Annotated in this window: 11 protein-coding genes and 1 pseudogene; 2 read left to right on the top strand and 10 right to left on the bottom strand. The window is 39.3% G+C overall.

All coding sequences use genetic code 11. The annotated features are described in order from the left end of the window. The first annotated feature begins 70 nt into the window (after positions 1-70). Positions 71-505 (top strand): VOC family protein, encoded by a 435-nt coding sequence (locus tag AC0L3Y_RS17805; RefSeq protein ID WP_473467124.1) that lies wholly within the window; start codon positions 71-73, stop codon positions 503-505. Here AC0L3Y_RS17805 and AC0L3Y_RS17800 read toward each other — a convergent pair. From AC0L3Y_RS17800 to AC0L3Y_RS17780, 5 genes are all read right to left on the bottom strand, one after another. Next, positions 492-2,444: a RecQ family ATP-dependent DNA helicase gene (locus tag AC0L3Y_RS17800; protein WP_473467121.1), complete on the bottom strand. Its 1,953-nt coding sequence runs from the start codon at positions 2,442-2,444 to the stop codon at positions 492-494. The two genes, AC0L3Y_RS17805 and AC0L3Y_RS17800, sit on opposite strands and share 14 nt — an antisense overlap. A gap of 2 nt (positions 2,445-2,446) precedes the next feature. Then, positions 2,447-3,457 carry a serine/threonine protein kinase gene (locus AC0L3Y_RS17795; protein WP_473467119.1) on the bottom strand — a complete coding sequence of 337 codons (1,011 nt, stop codon included), beginning with the start codon at positions 3,455-3,457 and terminating at the stop codon, positions 2,447-2,449. Positions 3,458-3,554: 97 nt separating this feature from the next. Next, positions 3,555-4,817, bottom strand: a complete 1,263-nt coding sequence (locus AC0L3Y_RS17790; protein ID WP_473467117.1) for a response regulator — start codon at positions 4,815-4,817, stop codon at positions 3,555-3,557. A gap of 282 nt (positions 4,818-5,099) precedes the next feature. Then, positions 5,100-5,864, bottom strand: a complete 765-nt coding sequence (locus AC0L3Y_RS17785; RefSeq protein WP_473467115.1) for a hypothetical protein — start codon at positions 5,862-5,864, stop codon at positions 5,100-5,102. Continuing rightward, complete coding sequence (locus tag AC0L3Y_RS17780) at positions 5,833-6,312, bottom strand: response regulator (protein ID WP_473467112.1); 480 nt, start codon at positions 6,310-6,312, stop codon at positions 5,833-5,835. The genes AC0L3Y_RS17785 and AC0L3Y_RS17780 overlap by 32 nt, the downstream gene beginning before the upstream one ends. 322 nt (positions 6,313-6,634) lie before the next feature. On the opposite strand from AC0L3Y_RS17780, the gene AC0L3Y_RS17775 reads away from it, so the two are divergent. Continuing rightward, the gene (locus AC0L3Y_RS17775) at positions 6,635-8,200 is read left to right on the top strand and encodes a methyl-accepting chemotaxis protein (protein WP_473467109.1); all 1,566 of its coding nucleotides are present in this window, start codon (positions 6,635-6,637) and stop codon (positions 8,198-8,200) included. A gap of 25 nt (positions 8,201-8,225) precedes the next feature. Here AC0L3Y_RS17775 and glgX read toward each other — a convergent pair whose 3' ends face one another. From glgX to AC0L3Y_RS17750, 5 genes and pseudogenes are all read right to left on the bottom strand, one after another. Then, positions 8,226-10,250, bottom strand: a complete 2,025-nt coding sequence (glgX, locus tag AC0L3Y_RS17770) for a glycogen debranching protein GlgX (protein ID WP_473467107.1) — start codon at positions 10,248-10,250, stop codon at positions 8,226-8,228. 32 nt (positions 10,251-10,282) lie between these two features. Beyond that, on the bottom strand, positions 10,283-12,481 hold the full coding sequence (gene glgB / locus AC0L3Y_RS17765) for a 1,4-alpha-glucan branching protein GlgB (protein WP_473467104.1): 2,199 nt from the start codon (positions 12,479-12,481) through the stop codon (positions 10,283-10,285). Between the two features lie 40 nt (positions 12,482-12,521). Continuing rightward, positions 12,522-13,127, bottom strand: a pseudogene (locus AC0L3Y_RS17760) (glycoside hydrolase family 15 protein); the annotation flags it as partial. Beyond that, positions 13,046-15,658: a glycoside hydrolase family 15 protein gene (locus AC0L3Y_RS17755; RefSeq protein ID WP_473467102.1), complete on the bottom strand. Its 2,613-nt coding sequence runs from the start codon at positions 15,656-15,658 to the stop codon at positions 13,046-13,048. The pseudogene AC0L3Y_RS17760 and the gene AC0L3Y_RS17755, both read right to left, overlap by 82 nt. 287 nt (positions 15,659-15,945) lie before the next feature. Further along, positions 15,946-17,565, bottom strand: coding sequence for a methyl-accepting chemotaxis protein (locus AC0L3Y_RS17750; protein ID WP_473467099.1), 1,620 nt, complete (start codon positions 17,563-17,565; stop codon positions 15,946-15,948). Between the last annotated feature and the right edge of the window lie 196 nt (positions 17,566-17,761).

The raw sequence follows: 17,761 nt of genomic DNA, 5'->3' as shown, positions 1-17,761 counted from the left end.
GTTTTTCTTGCGAATCATTCGTAGCATGTCATCTATTCTTTAATGGCTTATAAGATGGAGACAGGGCGCTATGATTAGTCATTTTGACCACATTGTATTGACTGTGGCAAATATAGACAGGGCGGTGTCTTTTTATGAAACCGTACTGCATATGGAAGAGATTACCTTTGGTGAAGGGCGAAAGGCAGTGAGGTTTGGTCAGCAGAAAATTAACTTTCAGTTGCTAGGTGAAGAGCTTCGGAATCACGCTATGGAAGGCTCAGGTGATTTTTGTCTAATTACGAACTGGTCGATGGATGATCTAATTGATCATCTAAAAGAATGTAATGTATCTATTCTGGAAGGCCCTGTTACTAAATCTGGTGCTCAAGGCCTAATTGAGTCTGTGTATTTTAACGATCCAGATAATAACCTTATCGAAGTGAGCGCATATTTAGACTCTACAGAGAGCGAACCAGTTGAACCTTCATCAGACTTTATTGAAACAGATGTTAATGAGAAATAAGCGGAGTAACTGCTTTTAGTACTGCTTGATAGGCTTGCTCTTCATAAATTGCAAACCCGCTTAGTTGTCGAGCTTTTATTTTAGTAAAAATAGGTTGGGTTAAACCGGTTAAAAAGCGTGTGATTAACACTGGTGTAATATCTGTGTTTGGGCTTTTACTTTGTATATGTTGTACAAACTCTTTTACATAGTAAACAAGGTTATCTTGCCAGGCATTAGATTGTTTATCCTCTAAAAAAATAAGTGGCTTGCCACGACAAACAGAACAATGACCGCAATTTTTAGGTGCATTTTGGTCACCAAAATAGCGTGCCAAATTATTATTTAAGCATCTATCTAATTGAAAGAATCGAATCATGGTCGCTATTCTATCTATTTCAGTTGTTTGCTTTTCATTCACATATTTATGTAATTGGTTTGCTAATATTTGATGATGAAACTCCTCTGGATTGACCTGATAAACTTCTGTTAACCCTTTGCTTTCCAAGGTTAAAATGTTGTGGTCAGCTACAAACTCCAATACCTGCAAAACATCACTTCTCGAAAGGCCCATTTCATTAAAAAGTTTATCAAAATCTGGCGTCCCCCAAATTTTCTTATATTGAATGCCTTTTAATATGGCTTGGTAAGCTTGTTGCCACTGTTCCGGGATTTGATGAGAAAAAGCGATTCTATCGCCTTCCCATTTAAGTCGAACATCAGCGTAATAGCTGTATTTCGGGGTAATTGCACCTAACAACTCTAGTTGGACGAGTAAGGTTTTTAATGGCAAAGAACGAATATTTGTTTGGTTTGATAATCCATAAAGTTGTGTTTCCCATTCTTGCACACCATTCGCTTGTTGAACTGTTTGTTCGGTAATATTTCTTAACAGTGTGTCTATATCGTGTGATTCGGGCGTATCGCCATAAACGAAATTTTCTAAGGTATGTAAACCTTCTAAACTGGCCAGTAGCACACATCTGCTTGGCTGGTTATCTCGTCCTGCGCGGCCAATCTCTTGACTGTAGTTTTCGATGGATTTAGGTAAATCAAAGTGAACCACAAGGCGAATATCGGATTTATCTATTCCCATACCAAAAGCAATCGTTGCGACTATGATGCGAGTTTTGCTGTCCATAAATTTGGCTTGGATGTCACTGCGAATATCGTTCCCCAGCCCTGCATGATAAGCCTGTGCCGAATAGCCTTCTGATTGTAATGCGGTGGCGATTTCCTCGGCAGTCTTTTGCTGAGTGACGTAAACAATGCTCGCGCCTTCTGTTTCATCGAGCACAGTTTTTAGCTGCTGGAATTTATGACGGCCTTCCGTTTGAATAAGATCAATGTCTAAATTGTGACGATAAAAACCGGTTTGGATAATGTGCTCTGGGTGTATGGCGAATTTTTTTGCCATGTCCCGTTGTACTCGACGGGTTGCGGTTGCGGTCAAAAGCAACACTAACGGAATGGCGAGTTCCTGTTGATAATGAGGTAGCTTTAAATAATCTGGTCGAAAATTGTGTCCCCATTCAGAAATACAATGAGCTTCGTCCACAACTAACATGGAAATAGGAATTTGCTTGATAAAGCGACGAAAACGTTCGTTTTTGAAACGTTCTACTGAGATCATTAATATCTTGATGGATCCGTTTTGCACACCAAGCATGACGGCTTGGCTTTCCTCCTTAGTCTGACTTGAATCCAAGCTAGCCGCAGAAATACCTTTGGATCGAATGAATTGTAATTGATCATGCATTAACGCAATGAGTGGTGAGATAACTAAGGTTAAATGAGGTAATTGAGTAGCGGTAAATTGATAGCATAATGACTTGCCTGATCCGGTGGGAAAGACCGCAAGAGAAGAGTGGCCAGACAAAAGCTGTTCAATAGTTTGTTTTTGGCCTTCACGAAAGTCTCCAAATCCAAATGTATTCTTGAGTGATTTTTCTAATGACATGATTAAGAAATATTACCCCATTCCAATTCACAATTTTTCAATTCGTTTAAGTGGTTTAACCAGTAATCTTCACTTCCAAACCATGGAAAGGCTTTTACAAACGCAGGGTCGCTCCAGCGGCTTTGTAGCCAAGCCGCGTAATTAATAACTCGCACACTTTTGAATACATCAATTAAACCAAGTTCTCTCGTATCGAAGGGCAAATAGGCTTCATAACCTTCGAGGAGTTCGCTAAGTTGTTGCTTTGGGTTTTCAGTTTGAGTCAGATGAAGCCATAGATCTTGTACAGCAACACCATTTTGGCAATCGTCAAAATCTAATAAATGGAACTGACCTTCGTGTAACATCAAATTGCTTCGATGACTATCACCATGTACAGGACGTAATTGTGTAGGCCAATATATTTGAGTCCGTGCTTCGCTCATTTGGCGTAATTTAGCGATTTGCTTTTTATAAATAGGTTTAAGTTTTTCTGGTAAGAAGGAGTTCGATAAAATTAGCTTTGCCGCTTCGTCTATTTGAGATAAGGGCGATACACTGGTGCGATGAGCAAAAGGTATAGTTGACATTTGTTGATGGACTTGGCCAATAAGTTCACCAAGTTGATATAGCTCGTCTAAGTTATCCGCTTCAGGATGTTGACCTATCAATCGTGGTGATAGACAAAAATAGATTCCTTTGTGACAAAAAAGGCTTTTTCCTTCAAACTCCAATGGTGCAACAACTGGTACACCATTCGCTTTTAGTTTCAATAATGTTGTGTGCTCTTCAATAATTTGCGCTTCGTTCCAACGTTCCGGACGGTAAAACTTAGCAATAACTGGCGTACTGTCTTCAATACCAACTTGATAGACTCTATTCTCATAGCTGTTTAAAGGATAAATACGGGAGTCGCTCCAAAGACCTGTTGATTCAACGGCATCTAAAATAGCGTCAGGTATAAGAAATGAGAAAGCTAGACTGGCCGATGGAATGGCTTTATCTGCTTTTTGAATGTCGTTGTTTGAAAACATGATTTGAACCTTTTAGTTACCCTTGTCTCTAGTGCTATAAAGCTACATTAGCACTAGAGACAGAAAATCAAACGATGAAGATAACGATGAAGGGCCTTTATAGCAAGCCGAGACGTTTTTTAATAACCTTTATTTGCGGTGCTTTTATTGGTGATGCGTATCCCTTTTCAATTTGGCGATTCCATTGTTTCCAGGATTTAATCGCCTCACCTTGATGGTTTCTAGTGAGGTATTGTTGTACTTCTGCACGGTATGAGTTGGAAACAACAATAGGATTTCCTTGTCCTAGAATTCGTAGTCGGGTGACAGATCGCCTAAATTTATCCACTAAGATAGGCGAGTTTTCACCACTTTCTGTCAAATTGGTAATGGTTTTTAGGTAGCTATAATAATGATCTATTTTTTCTTCACTTGTATCACGGGTTAGGCGGATTACTCGTGAGTATGCTCTTTCTGCATTTTTCCAGTCTTTAATTCGTTGACTCAAATCCCCAAGTTTTTTTGATCTTTCTACTGAATAAGGAGAAACTTCAATTGCTTTCATTATTGTAGACTGTGCTGCTTCTAAGTCTCCAAATTGCTCTTGGGCTTCAGCCAAAAGATCATAGGCGGATAAAAAATGACGGCTCAGCTGAATTGTGTATTGAAGTTTTTCAATAGCGTTGGAGATATGGCCTAGCTTCATTTCACATAATGCAACACCATAATGTGCCCAAGCGAAATGCTTATAGCTTTGTGTTACTAAAATATAGTGATTTTTGGCTTCTTCATAACATTTTCGAGCAAACAAGGATTCTCCAATAACCTTCAAACATAAGTTATTAAAATTAGGATACTGAATCATTATTTTTCTAGCTTGTGACTCCATATTAACGAAGTCATCTTTTTTACGACATTGATTAACGCCATCAAAAACTAATTTTTGTTTTTGAACTCGTTCAAATCTACGTTTAAAAGCGGCAGGTGTGAAAGGTTTAACAAGATAACTATCAGGTTGATATTCTAAAATACTAACGACATTTTCATAAGCTGTATCAGCCGTAATCATAATGAAAATTGTAGAGTGATCTAGGGCATAGGTTTTGCGTGTGACTTCTAATATTTGTTGTCCATTAATACCACCACCCAAGTTGTAATCAGAAAGCACAATATCGTAACGAGTGCTTAAGATACGTTTTATAGCAGCTTGTCCAGAAGGTTCAACATCTATTTTTGTATAACCCAAAGAGGCTATAAGTGATTTGAGCATAGAGCGCATTTCATTCATATCTTCAATGATAAGTACACGTTTGTGAGTATCATTTAAAGTGTTTGATAATGCTAAATCCGTTTTTTGCGCAGGGGCTTGTAATTTTTTCACAGTCACTTCCTTTTGACTAGATTCAAAAATTTTGCGCCTAAATACTATAATAACTTGTGTGGTATTTGTATGATTAGTTTTCTTAATTTATTCTTTTTTTATATGTTTTTTTAGATGATGAGGATATAACTTGAAAGCCATTCTATTGTGAAAAAAGTAGGGGGTTGCTAATCAAGGCTCTGATTTAATTAGAAAAAGCGACGTGTGTGAGTTTTACTTAATTTAGTGTCTTGATTTATTTTAATCCAAGACGTTTTTTTAATGTGTATGTTTGAGCTTCACTTAGGGGGAAGCTTGTCCAGATTCAATAAGACGGTTCCACTGTTTCCAAGATTTGATCGCCTCACCCATGTGTTCACGAGTGAGGTATTGTTGAATTTCAATACGAAAAGAGTTGGAAATAGCAGCAGGGTTTGTTTTTCCGAAGGTACGTAAACGTATTAATGTTCGTTTAAATTTATCTGCTAGTTTAGCGCTGTCCTCACCCGATTCCATCAAATGTGTGATGCACTTTAAAAAATCGTAATAGTATTCCACTTTTTCAAATGTCGTTTCACGAGTTAAGCGAATCACACGAGAATAGGCATGTTCAGCGGTTGCCCAATCTTTCATAGCCATACTTATTTGCGCAAGACGTACAGATCGTTCCGTTGCTCGAGGTGATACTTCAATAACTTTTATCATGGCGGTTTGCGCGGCTTCTAAATTTCCTAAGCTTTCCTGAGCATCCGCAAGTAAGTCATAGGCAGATAGAAAATGGCGGCTTAAATTAATAGTGTCTTCTAATTTTTTGATTGCTGCAGCAATAGTGCCAAGTTTTAGCTCACATAAAGCAATACCAAAATGAGCCCAGGCTAGGTTCTTATTTTTTTGAATAATTAACATGTAATGGCTTTTGGCGTCTTTATACCGGCCGCGAGCATAGAGTGATTCACCTATAACTTTTAAGCATTGGCTAGCAAAGTTAGGGTGTTGTGCCATAACCGCTTTTGCTTGAGCTTCCATTAACTCATAGTTATTTTTTTCGAGCGGTGTTAATACCTTCAAAAATCTTTTTCTGTTTTTGTACTCGCTCGAATCTTCTAAAAAAAGCAGCAGGAGGGAAGGGTTTAACTATGTAACTATCCGGTTGGTATTCCAAAACATTAACAACGCTTTCATAGGCTGTATCTGCAGTAACCATAATGAAAATAGTAGAATGATCTTGGGAATAGTTCTTTCGAGCCGTTTCTAATATCTGTTGCCCATCAATGCTACCACCGAGATTGTAATCGGATAACACGACATCATAGTGCTTTTCTAAAATACGTTTAATGGCAAACTGGCCAGATGATTCAACATCAATGTTAGAGTAACCTAAAGACATCATAAAAGATTTTAGCATGATGCGCATTTCACCAATGTCTTCGATAATCAAAACACGTTTGTTTGAAATGTCGATGAATTCTTGGTGAATCTCATTGCTTTCCGTGCTGCGAAGAGTTACATCTGTCAAAATATTACCTGATTATTTACGTCTTAAATAAATCTAATATCTATTTACTTATACCATGGGATTGAAAGAAATACTAAATGTAATTTTTAAGTTACTTAAAGTTAAGCTTTTTTACTTTATTTTAAGTTGTTTAATGGTGATGTTTATTGATGACTTTAAAGAGGCGTTTTTTTGTTTTTAACCTAGTGCTCGTGGGCTTTTATATGGATTGAAGTATTTCAATTATAGGTACTACTTTAGTCGTAGGTTTCTTGTTTTACATTGACCTTCTATAGCCTGCGTTAAACACTAGAAAAAATAACAATTAAAAGGGAAGGGATATATGATGTTGTATTTCCAGTTTTGCAGTGTTTTAGCTATATTTACGCTGTTTATTTGCGGCTATTTTTTGAATGCTATGTCGTTGCCTTATGTTGTTATAGGCTCATTATTAAGTATATTCTTAATGCTATTAAACTTTCCTCGTAAAACACAGTCGTTACAAAAATCTGCTTCGATAACAGAACAAGAGCAGGCCTCTTTATACTCTGATATGAGTAAAACTGTCACTGATGCGACCTCAAAAATGGCTATGGGGGCAGCAGAGGTTTCTTATTTTGTTGATACGTTAAGTAAAGACATACACTTAACTCATGATGATACAGAGCAAATCACTCAGGCAGTAGAAACCCTTTCAGATACTGGTTTAGCTCTATCTAATAATTTAGGGCAATTAGCCCATACTATGAACGGTACGGCGCAATCGAGTCGAACGGCACAAGATGCCCTCACTCAAAGTGCAAACCAGATAAACGAGTTAACAAAAAAGGTTCAGATGGCCAGCGAGCAGCTTGCTTTATTAACCAAAAGTGCAGATGACATAGATAGTATTACCGATGTCATTAAAGCGGTTTCTGAACAGACCAACTTACTTGCTCTTAACGCTGCAATTGAGGCGGCTCGTGCAGGAGAACAAGGCCGAGGCTTTGCTGTTGTTGCTGATGAAGTGCGTTCATTGGCTGGTAAGAGTGCGGACGCTTCTGAGCAAATATCGAACTTGTTAGCTGATGTGCGTCGTAATAGTGAATTAACAAATAATGAAATGTCTTCTTTGAAAGAGTTGACTGAATCCCTTTCCAGTACCCTTTTAGGTGAAACCCAACGCTTTATATCATTAACTGAAGAAGTACAAAACGCCTCTATGGTTTTGTCTGAAGTAGAAAGTGCGGGTGAAGCATTAGGTGCAACCAGTACTCAGATTAATGGTTCAATATCCCGTATTAGCTCATCATTACAAGACATTTCACAGCGCAGTGATCTTTTGTCTACGGAAGCATCTAGTTTGAGCAATGGAGCTGAAATTGTATTCAGAGAATTGGATAAAGTTGATAAATCGTTGTTTTTTTCTGAATTAGTGAGTCGGGCAAAGTCTTGTGCTAATGATATAGGAAAATTATTTGAAGAGGCAATTGAAAAAGGCGAACTGACGCAAGAAGATGTATTTTCAACTGACTATCGTCCGATCAGTCAAACTAACCCACAAAAATTTAGCACAGCATATGATGACTTCAGTGATCGCTTTTTTCCTGCGATTCAAGAAGCTGTTTTAGAACAACATGAAGAGGTTATGTTTGCGGGTGCTGTCGATATTAATGGTTATTTTCCAACCCATAACAAAAAATTCAGTCAGCCTTTGAGCGGTGATTATGAGAAAGATTTGATTAATAATCGAACTAAGCGAATCTTTAATGATCCAACAGGAGGGCGATGTGGTTCTCATACCGATAGTTTTCTATTGCAAACTTATAAGCGTGATACAGGTGAAATTTTACATGATTTGTCGGTACCTATTTATGTTAATGGAAAACATTGGGGTGGCTTTCGTATGGGATTTAAAACAATCCATTAAAGTGTTTTTTAACGATTTTTGTAAATTAAATTATGCCAATAAATACGCCACGATAAGTACAAGAGAGTGAAGAGTTAGAAAGTGAGAAACTGGGTGTATGGTATAAGACTTCTACTGAGGAGGTATCCGATGGGAAAGGAATCTCTAACGGCGTATCTTGATTATAAAAGATGATCCAGAAGCGCGTCGCTAAATCAGCTGTAGTAAGGGTTAACGCAATGTAATGGCGATTTGAGTCTGACCAATCGTTATATGTCATTGGTGTGCTTCGCTCATTAAGCCATTGGATGTGATCTGGGGAAGTGTATTGATAAAGTGGATCATCCTCTAAATGCATCTCTGCCAATATTGGATAGGCTTTACGTAATGAGGTGAGCTTTGCTATCACGTCTTGTAGTGCTGACCTCGCTTTACTCTCTTGCCAGTCCAGCCAAGTTAGTTGATTGTCTTGGCAGTAAGCGTTGTTGTTGCCTTTTTGTGAATGAGATAACTCATCACCACCTAAAATATGGGGAGTTCCCTGGCTTAATAGGAGTGTTGCTATAAAACATAATTGTTGATTAAGTCGCTTTTCTTGAATATCTGTATTGTCTGTTTCACCTTCTTGGCCAAAATTCTGACTAATATTGTCTCCATGTCCATCACGGTTGTTTTCCATGTTCGCCAGATTGTGACGTTGGTGATAAGACACCAAGTCATGCAAGGTGTAGCCATCATGATAGGTAATATAGTTAACAGAATTTAGTGCACTTTTATGGCCTTTGTGGAAGCAATCTCTTGATCCCATGAATCGAGTGGCGAACTCAGGAACTGAGCCTGCATCTCCACGCCAAAAGCGACGAACAGTATCACGGTACTTGTCATTGCATTCTAGAAAACCGACTGGAAAATGCCCAACTTGATAGCCGTTTGGACCTATGTCCCAAGGCTCCATAACTAGACAGGTTTCATTTAATATTGGATCTTGAAGAATAGCCTGTAAGAGCGGCGCGTTTGGTGTGAAGTCATGATCGGTTCGTCCAAGGTCCACACCTAAGTCAAAACGAAAACCGTCAACGCCCATGATTTCTACCCAATAGCGCATACTGTCACAAATTAAGCGAATGCTATTCTTCTGGTAAGTATCAATACAGTTCCCACAACCTGTGTAATTCAAATATTGCCCATTTTGATGTCGATAGTAACGAGCATTGTCTAAACCTCGAAAGCAGATGCTAGATTGGTCTAGTTCGCTTTCTGCTGTGTGGTTGTACACCACATCGAGGATAACTTCGAACCCAGCTTCTCGTAAACCATCGATCATTTCTTGAAATTCCACAATGGCATCTTTTTGAGCATAAGAGGGTTCTGGTACGAAGAAGCTTGTAGGGTTGTAACCCCAATAATTATTGAGTTCTAGTTGTTGTAAATGACGTTCTGTCATAAAACTAAAACAGGGCATTAATTGAATCGTGGTGATATTGAGGTGTTTTAAATGATTTATGCCAGCTGCAGAAATAACACCGAGATATGTACCTTTCAATTCGTTATCGATTGGTAGATTTTGACTAAAGCCTTTTACATGCAATTCGTATAGAACACGATTTGAAGGCGTTACTTTATTTCTTGCTGGACGATTTGAGTTTGCATTGACACGGCGAACAATGGACTTTGGCACACAGAAAGCCGAATCTGTGATGCTTACTTGTCCTTTTTCTGTCATAGCTGATTGGTCTTGATGCCATGCAAGCTTGGAAGTGAGATCTCGAGCATAGGGATCGATTAATAACTTATGTTCGTTAAACATTTGCTGTTTGGCTGGATTGAAGTCGCCAGAAGCTCGTAAACCATAGAGCTGACCTTCTGTGATACCTAATACTTCCATATACCAAATACCTTGGTACTTACTTCTGAAAGGCAGTTTGGCTTGCTCATTACCCTCCTTATCAAACAAGCATAAATACAGCTGTGTAGCGTCTTCAGAAGCAATAGCAAAATTAACGCCATTGTCTGTTATCGTTGCACCAAGAGGAAAGTTAGTACCTTTGGAAACTTGGTGTGCTGGATTCATGAAAACCTCTAGTTGTTGGCTGTTTATTTTGTTTAGGCTTTAAACTTTGCCCATTTTAATAAAACACCACAAAGAGGTGGTATTTGTAACTCAATACTTTGCTCTCGACCATGACTACTGATATTTTGGGTCAGATATTCTTTAGTTTCAGTATAGTTGCTGCCCGTATATTTTGGATCATCCGTATTCATTATTAATTCATAATGTCCTGTTCGAGGAACACCAATTCGATAACTCTCATGTGGTGTAGGTGTAAAGTTAATAACCGCGATGGTGTGTTCTTCACTACCTTTAGCTTTTCGAGCAAAGGCTAAAATGCTATTGGCACTATCATCGTAGCTGATCCATTCAAACCCCTGATGAGAGTGATCGAAGTGCAAGCTTTTTTCATTTTTATAAAGGTGATTAAGATCCTTTGATAAATCATGTTGTGACTTGTGGAAATTGATGTCTAATAAATGCCAATCTAAAGAGCGCTGGTGACTCCATTCTTGTCCTTGTGCAAATTCATTGCCCATGAAATTAAGTTTTTTACCAGGGTGGAAATACATATAAGCAGAAAAAGCCCGTAAGTTCGCAAATTTCTGCCAGGTATCACCGGGCATTTTACCGATTAACGAACCTTTACCATGGACAACTTCATCATGAGAAATCGGTAAAACGAATTGCTCGTCGAAGGCATATACCATGCTAAAGCTGAGTTCGCCTTGATGATGTTGTCGATAGATTGGATCTCGTTTCATATAGGCTAAAGAGTCGTTCATCCAGCCCATATTCCACTTAAAACCAAATCCTAAGCCATTCATATAGGTGGGTTTAGAAACTCCTGGAAAAGCAGTAGACTCTTCTGCAACAGTGAAACAACGTGGGTGATTTAAATATACGGTTTCATTGAGTCTGCGTAAAAAATCAATGGCTTCATAGTTATGGTTGCCACCGTCTTGGTTTGGTACCCACTCGCCTTCTTCTCGTGCGTAATCGAGATACAACATGGAAGCAACGGCATCCACTCGTAGGCCATCAATATGAAATTCTTCCAACCAATAAACTGCGTTACTGATCAGATAATTAACAACGTGCTCTTTACCAAAATCATAAATTAGTGAGTTCCATTCAGGGTGCCAACCTTTTTTCGGATCAGAATATTCATACTGTTTGGTACCGTCAAAATTACCTAAACCGTGACTATCAGCTGGAAAATGTGCAGGCACCCAGTCCATAATGACACCAATGTTTGCCTGATGAAGAGCATCGACTAGAGCCTTAAAATTTTCTGGTGTACCGAATCGAGAAGTGACTGCGTATAAGCCAACTGGTTGATAACCCCAAGAGCCATCAAATGGGTATTCTGTTACTGGTAAAAGCTCTACATGGGTGTAACCCATTTCAACAACATAGGGGACGAGCTGATCTTTTATTTCGAGAAATGTAAGTGGTTGATTATCTGATTTACGACGCCAAGAACCTATGTGTAACTCATAAATGCTCATGGGGTTTTCATAGAGATCTTCAACTTTTCGGTTGGTCCAGCTTTCATCTTTCCATACGTGTTTGTCATCGAAGCAAGTCACGCTAGCAAAAGATGGAAACTGCTCTATACGCTGTGCATAAGGATCACTTCGATGAGGAAGTATTTCTCCACCGGCAGATCGAATTTCGAATTTATAACGAGCACCATGATTAACATCAGGTATGAATAGTCGCCAAATGCCATCACCATTACTGGACATTGGGTGTGTTCGACCATCCCATGAGTTGAAGTCACCGACCACAGACACGGATCGTGCTGCGGGGGCATAAACTGCAAAACGCGTTCCATGGATGGTTAATTCGTCATTGATCTTAGCTCCAGTACGAATTGCACCTTGGCTCTTGTATAGGCTTGCTTGATGGTGTTGAGGATCAACAAAGGTAGTGTTCGGAAATTGATAGGGATCGACAATAGTGTGACTGTTGCCATCGGAATAGGTAACTTCAAGACGGTAATGAAAAGGTGTTTTATCTTTTGGCCACTCTGCATAAAATAAACCCTTAGTTTGAGTTGTTGTCATCTTTGACAAAACAGAACTTGAATCTATTGCTAATACTCGAATAGATACGGCTTCAGGTTGCCAAACAACTAAAGATAAACCTTTTTTGGATGGTGATTCTTGCAATCCTAAACAGCCAAACGGGTCTGAACAGCGAGTGTTCATAACGTCGTCTATTAGGGCGTTTTTGATTAAATTCATTCACTTCTCCGGCTGAGTGAGTCTTAATTCAATAAGCATATTAATTTGATGATGGTTGACTCGACGAATGCTGGTATTGATGGCTGTGTAGTTTGCTTACAGCCCAGCGTAAATATTGGTTCACTTTATTAGGCGTGATTTGCGCGAACTCATCCAGTGCAGCTTCAGCCCAACTGTCTTCAGGGTGTTTCACTTGATGTTGTTGTGTATGGTCTAATGCGGCCTGTGAAACAAGTACTGGTAAGTTAATTTCTTGGTCAAATTTGCAATTTTTGTGTTGTTGGCAGAACTGGATAAAAGCATATAAACCTTCAAAAATGAGACTTTTGTACCAGCTTGGGTGAATATCTGATGTTAATGACTCAATCAAAAGGGCGAATGTATCTTCCCCCGGTGTCATTGAATTCAAAGCACGTTTGCAATCTAGCGCCGTGTTACTTTGTACATCCCCAAATACAATGGTGTTCGCATGGCTTAAGCTTTCCCAAAGTTGTAGCAGCATAGATTCAGGTAATTTAGTAATCATGCCTTGTTCAGATCGCCAATCAAACCAATCTACATCTTTCATCTTACTTTGCGAGTCTGTGCTGTTATGGTAACGCATATTGTTTGCAACATGAGTGAACTCATCGTGTTTTTGTTGTAACGCTTGTGTGAGTGCTTCATATAGTTTACTTGGAGATACCTTGGCCAATGTATCAAATACCGGCTGACTTTCTTCAGGATCAAACTGTCGAGCACAGAGTAACGCCAAATTATGAATACGAATGGTGCGGATACCGGAAAAAAATCTGGTCGTACTTTAATCAAAGTACCGGCAATAGCGATTAATTCATGACAAATGACTAATCCAATTGGTGATGACGATACGCTTCTTAGCATTTCTAAAATAACGTCTTGGTGTAATGGAGTACTGATATCAACTTCTGTATCTGGCGTTTCCCCAATCACCAGTAAGCGCTGGCGTACTGTGATATCAGCAATATAGGTGGCAAGGTCGGTCGATGGAGTTAAAATTAAAGAATACAGCAAGCGTGCAGAGCGCCAGTTTTCATCTAATAACGCTTGATAATAGACGCTATTTAATACTTTATAGGCCGTCACTGCTGGTACAGAGTCTGGGATGGTATTGGTTAAGGCGCGGCGAGCACCTAATTCCATTAAACAATCTACAGCCTCATTGAAATCCGGTTGTTTACATAGTTGGGCTAAAAGGGTGTTTGTATCTGAGTTTTTAATAGCTTGGGCATTGTATTCTTTTGGCTCCATAGATAAAGGCCAAGGCGTATCATGAATCGGTAGTTTTGTTTCTAGCTTATAGTTTTGTGGACGAATAATAATGGATCGTCGATTACCTGACTTAAATGAATTTTTAGCGGATTGGGGAATAACTCGAAATTCTTCATGTTCACGTTTTTGTAGCAAACGAATAAACTCAAACAATTCATCAGAGCCTTTCATATCACTCATCGCTTCGTCGATTAAAATACTAAATACGGCATTGGCTTGGTAGTACCAATGATCAGCGATGTGCTTTAATTCGTTACGAATGTGAGCTTGAAAAAGAGATGGATCAATTTTGCGATAATCTTTGTCTTCGTTCTGAATCCAAGATAAGCACAGGTAGTGTTCATCATTGATACTAAATGCCTGAGATGTGGCTAAGCTGTTTAATGCTCGATTAGGACGACCAGTTAACCCCAATGATTCCGATGCACCAAGATGACGATAGGTTTCCACTAACTGATCTGCACTAATTGCTTTAAGTGGCGCAATGTCTTCCAGTGTTTGGCATAAACAGCCTGCATCCAGTAACTTTTGTTTTACCTTGTCGTTTTGTGCCAAGATAACCATAGAAGTGGTGACTTGGTTCGGCCTGTGTTGAATACGATGTAAACCTAATGGATCAAGATCATCCGTTTTAATTAGCTCTTCATCTAGCATCTTACCAACCAAGTATAGACTTTGAGCCCAGACTAAGGGCAGGTTGTCATTAGGAAGGCGTTTTTGAGAGCCAGGCTTTTCTTTCTCTGCCAAAATACTTTCTTGTGGCACATAATAGAGTTCAGGTAGTAGCATTTCCCCGTCTTTTTCAACCATCAAAGACTCTAGTTTATGGCGATAAAAATTGGCATTTTCCCAGTCTCTAGCGAATAAGCGATCAATATAAAGGTAGGTGAAAAAAAGTGGCCATTCAGATTCAATATGTTCGAAGTTGATCAACTCGTCATATTCATAATAAATTCGACTTTGGTCTTCCAGTTCGGATTGGTGGCCATCTAATAAAAAACGTTTACAACCATATTCCCCACCGAGCTTACTAATAATTTCTTTGCGAGTTCGTGTTGTCAGAGCTTCGTCATTTACAGCAAAAGCCGGAAAGCCAATAATACTGAGAACTGCACTGTCTACTTCTTTAGATCGGGATTCTTTTGGTAACAAGGATTGCAGTACAGAGCCAGCGCGAGAAACCGCATCAGCGAAAGAATGGACAACAGCCCACTCTGGACCATCCTCCCCAAATAGGTTTAATCCGTCCATGCCTTCCATAGCAGCTTTTGCCATACCAACTGAACTGGCATTTATTTCGGCCTTGCCATTATTGACCTTATTTCCACGTTCCCAAATGCCATAATCTGGTGTGCGATAAGTACGTGAAATGTAATAAATGAGATTTTGTATAAAGTTAAATTCATCCCGTGAAAAGATTAGCTTACTACCTGCTTTAGTCATTTGAGCGAGCATCAATAAATAAAAGCTGGTGGCATCAATTTGTAAATGGCCCCAAGCATCATCTGCAACAGCTTCTAGTCCTGTTTTGGTATCGTACTTTGCGTGGAGGGCGTCTTTGGGATCCAGACTGTGTTTAAAGGCTTCAACTTTGTGGGATTGTCGCATCATGGCAAACAATAAACCGCGCATCATTTTTATACAGGCAAACTCAAGTTCGTGAGCACGTTTATGAGGGTTTGATGCACGTTTATAAGCTAGATGCAGGGCCCAAACTGCCTGGATACTGTAGACATTATCACGTACCCAAGCATCAGTGTAATTACCATGATTGTTAATGCTGGTACTCGCAGGAAAGAGCCCGGTCACTGGATGCTGTCGGGATAATATTACCGCTTGAATATGTTGATAAAGAGAATCTAGCTTATCTTGTGTATCAGACGCCATGTTCGATCCTTTATAAAACGCAACTGTTATACCCAAATTCACACATATAGTTTGTGATCTTTATAAACTATATGTGTGAATGGAACTAAAAACCACTATACCCCAGCATTAATTAGGTTAAGCAATGAATTCATGTCGTAAAATGATATTTGAGTCACATGCCTTTAAATTAGAGACTTTACGCTGGTGTCGTTTAAAGCTAGAAAAATAGGATGGGATAGAGATTAATAAGCAGTAGGGTAACATCCTGTACTGCTTTGGAGGGGCTAGAGGTCCGCTTATTTAGGTTAAGTACTAAATTGATGAACCAATTGACGAAGTTGACTAGCGCATTTTTGAAGGTTATCCACCGACGTTTGAATTTGCGTCGAATTATGATCGGTTTCTTCGCAAATCTCTGCAATATTTTCGAGTGTTTTATGGACAGTTTGAGATGATTCGTACTGTCTATCTGCTGATTGACTAATATTGCTGTTTAATTCAGAAATTGATAATACGCCATTGGCGATATCTGAAAATGCTTGGCCAGCTTGAGACGTTTGTTCTGCCCCTTGGTTTGCCGTATTACGAGCCAATTCCATGACATCTACAGTGGTTAATGTTTGTTGAGTTAATTGTTCGATCAAGCCACCTATCTCTGTAGCAGCCAATTGAGATCGCTGAGCAAGGTGTCGGACTTCATCTGCCACAACGGCGAACCCACGACCTTGCTCGCCAGCACGGGCCGCTTCAATAGCAGCATTTAAGGCTAATAGATTCGTTTGGTCTGCCACTTCTGCAATAATGCCCAAGCGCTCATTAATGTGAGAAACGTCTTGACGAAGTTGTTGAATTTGTACAGCAGCATCACCAACTTCATGAGAAAGTTGTTGGATGTCTTGATTGGCTTTACCCATTACACCAAGACCTTGCTTTGAATGCTGTCCAAGTTCCTGAGCCGTATTATTTGCTTGCTCAGCAATTGCTAATGTACTTTCGACTGAGGTCATCACACTTTGCATTAGCGTGGTTGCTTGATTGACGTTAGAAAGTTGTTTTTCTACGCCTTGTACTGTTTTATTCGTAGCATTGTTTGTTTGATCAACAATGCTGTCTAAGGTTTCGCTGGAGTGGCTGACATTGCGTACGATAGATTGGAAATCATTCATCATGCTATTAAATGCATGAGCCATTTCGCCCATTTCGTCCAACCCTGAAAATTCAACACGTTGAGTTAAGTCACCAGAGTGCTGTACTGATGTCATGGTTTTACAGAGAGACGTCACTCTGCTTGTCACCAAATGGATAATATAAAGTGCTGTTCCACCAACGAGCACGGTTAAGACACTCACTAAAATGGCATAGTCCACTAAGGCATTTAAGAAAAAACTCACCACAGCGTCCATCGGAGTGGTTGCAACTATTGTCATATTCCATTGCGTAAAACGTGTCGCACTGGCGATCATATGATGACTAGCTTTATTTTCATCGTCATATTCGAATTCAATTGTTAGGTATGTGGAATCAGAAGAGGGGACAAGTTTAGCTTCTTTAAGTGCTTGAATAAGAGAGTTTGGTGGTGTGGTGTTGTTATAGGAAGATGGCGAATTGAGGAGAGCATTATTACCCGAGTCTAAAATCCAAAGGCTTTGTTTATCGCCATAATGGAGTTCAGATAATAGTGTAAGGGCTTCTTGTTTGGCTTGCTCTAGCGTCAATATGCCAGATTGTTGATGTTCGTAAATCGGCGAGAATAGTGAATGAGCAATGTCTAATATGTCTTGTGTTCGATCTTTTCTCGCTTCTACATGACTGTTAAATAGAGACGTAAGCGATACTAGAATAAGCGCGGCAGTGCCCATGGACATTAGCCCTATAATTGCCCATAACTTATAACGAATCTTTATGTCATTGATGCGGTCCAGCATGTACTCTCCGTTAGGTTTGATTTGTTTTTTGACGAATAGTGTGGATTAGTAAATTCGGGCTAGTCAATATGGGCTAGTAAGTCGATCCTTAACCCAATATATTCCTAGAAGAAGGTTAAATGTTTTCTGAAATACTGCCTAGCCGAAATATATGAGCTAAATCATTGTTTTATTAATTAGTTACTTATTTTTATAA

The organism is Marinomonas sp. GJ51-14, assembly GCF_055808695.1.
The sequence above is the reverse complement of the archived record's forward strand: the minus strand, read 5'-3'. Positions and strand labels throughout refer to the sequence as shown.

Excerpts from the sequence above, each read along its gene's own strand:
- AC0L3Y_RS17795 (WP_473467119.1), bottom strand. The coding sequence starts at position 3,457 with ATGTTTTCAAACAACGACATTCAAAAAGCAGATAAAGCCATTCCATCG.
- AC0L3Y_RS17750 (WP_473467099.1), bottom strand. The coding sequence starts at position 17,565 with ATGCTGGACCGCATCAATGACATAAAGATTCGTTATAAGTTATGGGCA.
- glgB (WP_473467104.1), bottom strand. The coding sequence starts at position 12,481 with ATGAATTTAATCAAAAACGCCCTAATAGACGACGTTATGAACACTCGC.
- glgX (WP_473467107.1), bottom strand. The coding sequence starts at position 10,250 with ATGAATCCAGCACACCAAGTTTCCAAAGGTACTAACTTTCCTCTTGGT.
- AC0L3Y_RS17755 (WP_473467102.1), bottom strand. The coding sequence starts at position 15,658 with ATGGCGTCTGATACACAAGATAAGCTAGATTCTCTTTATCAACATATT.
- AC0L3Y_RS17775 (WP_473467109.1), top strand. The coding sequence starts at position 6,635 with ATGATGTTGTATTTCCAGTTTTGCAGTGTTTTAGCTATATTTACGCTG.
- AC0L3Y_RS17805 (WP_473467124.1), top strand. The coding sequence starts at position 71 with ATGATTAGTCATTTTGACCACATTGTATTGACTGTGGCAAATATAGAC.
- AC0L3Y_RS17800 (WP_473467121.1), bottom strand. The coding sequence starts at position 2,444 with ATGTCATTAGAAAAATCACTCAAGAATACATTTGGATTTGGAGACTTT.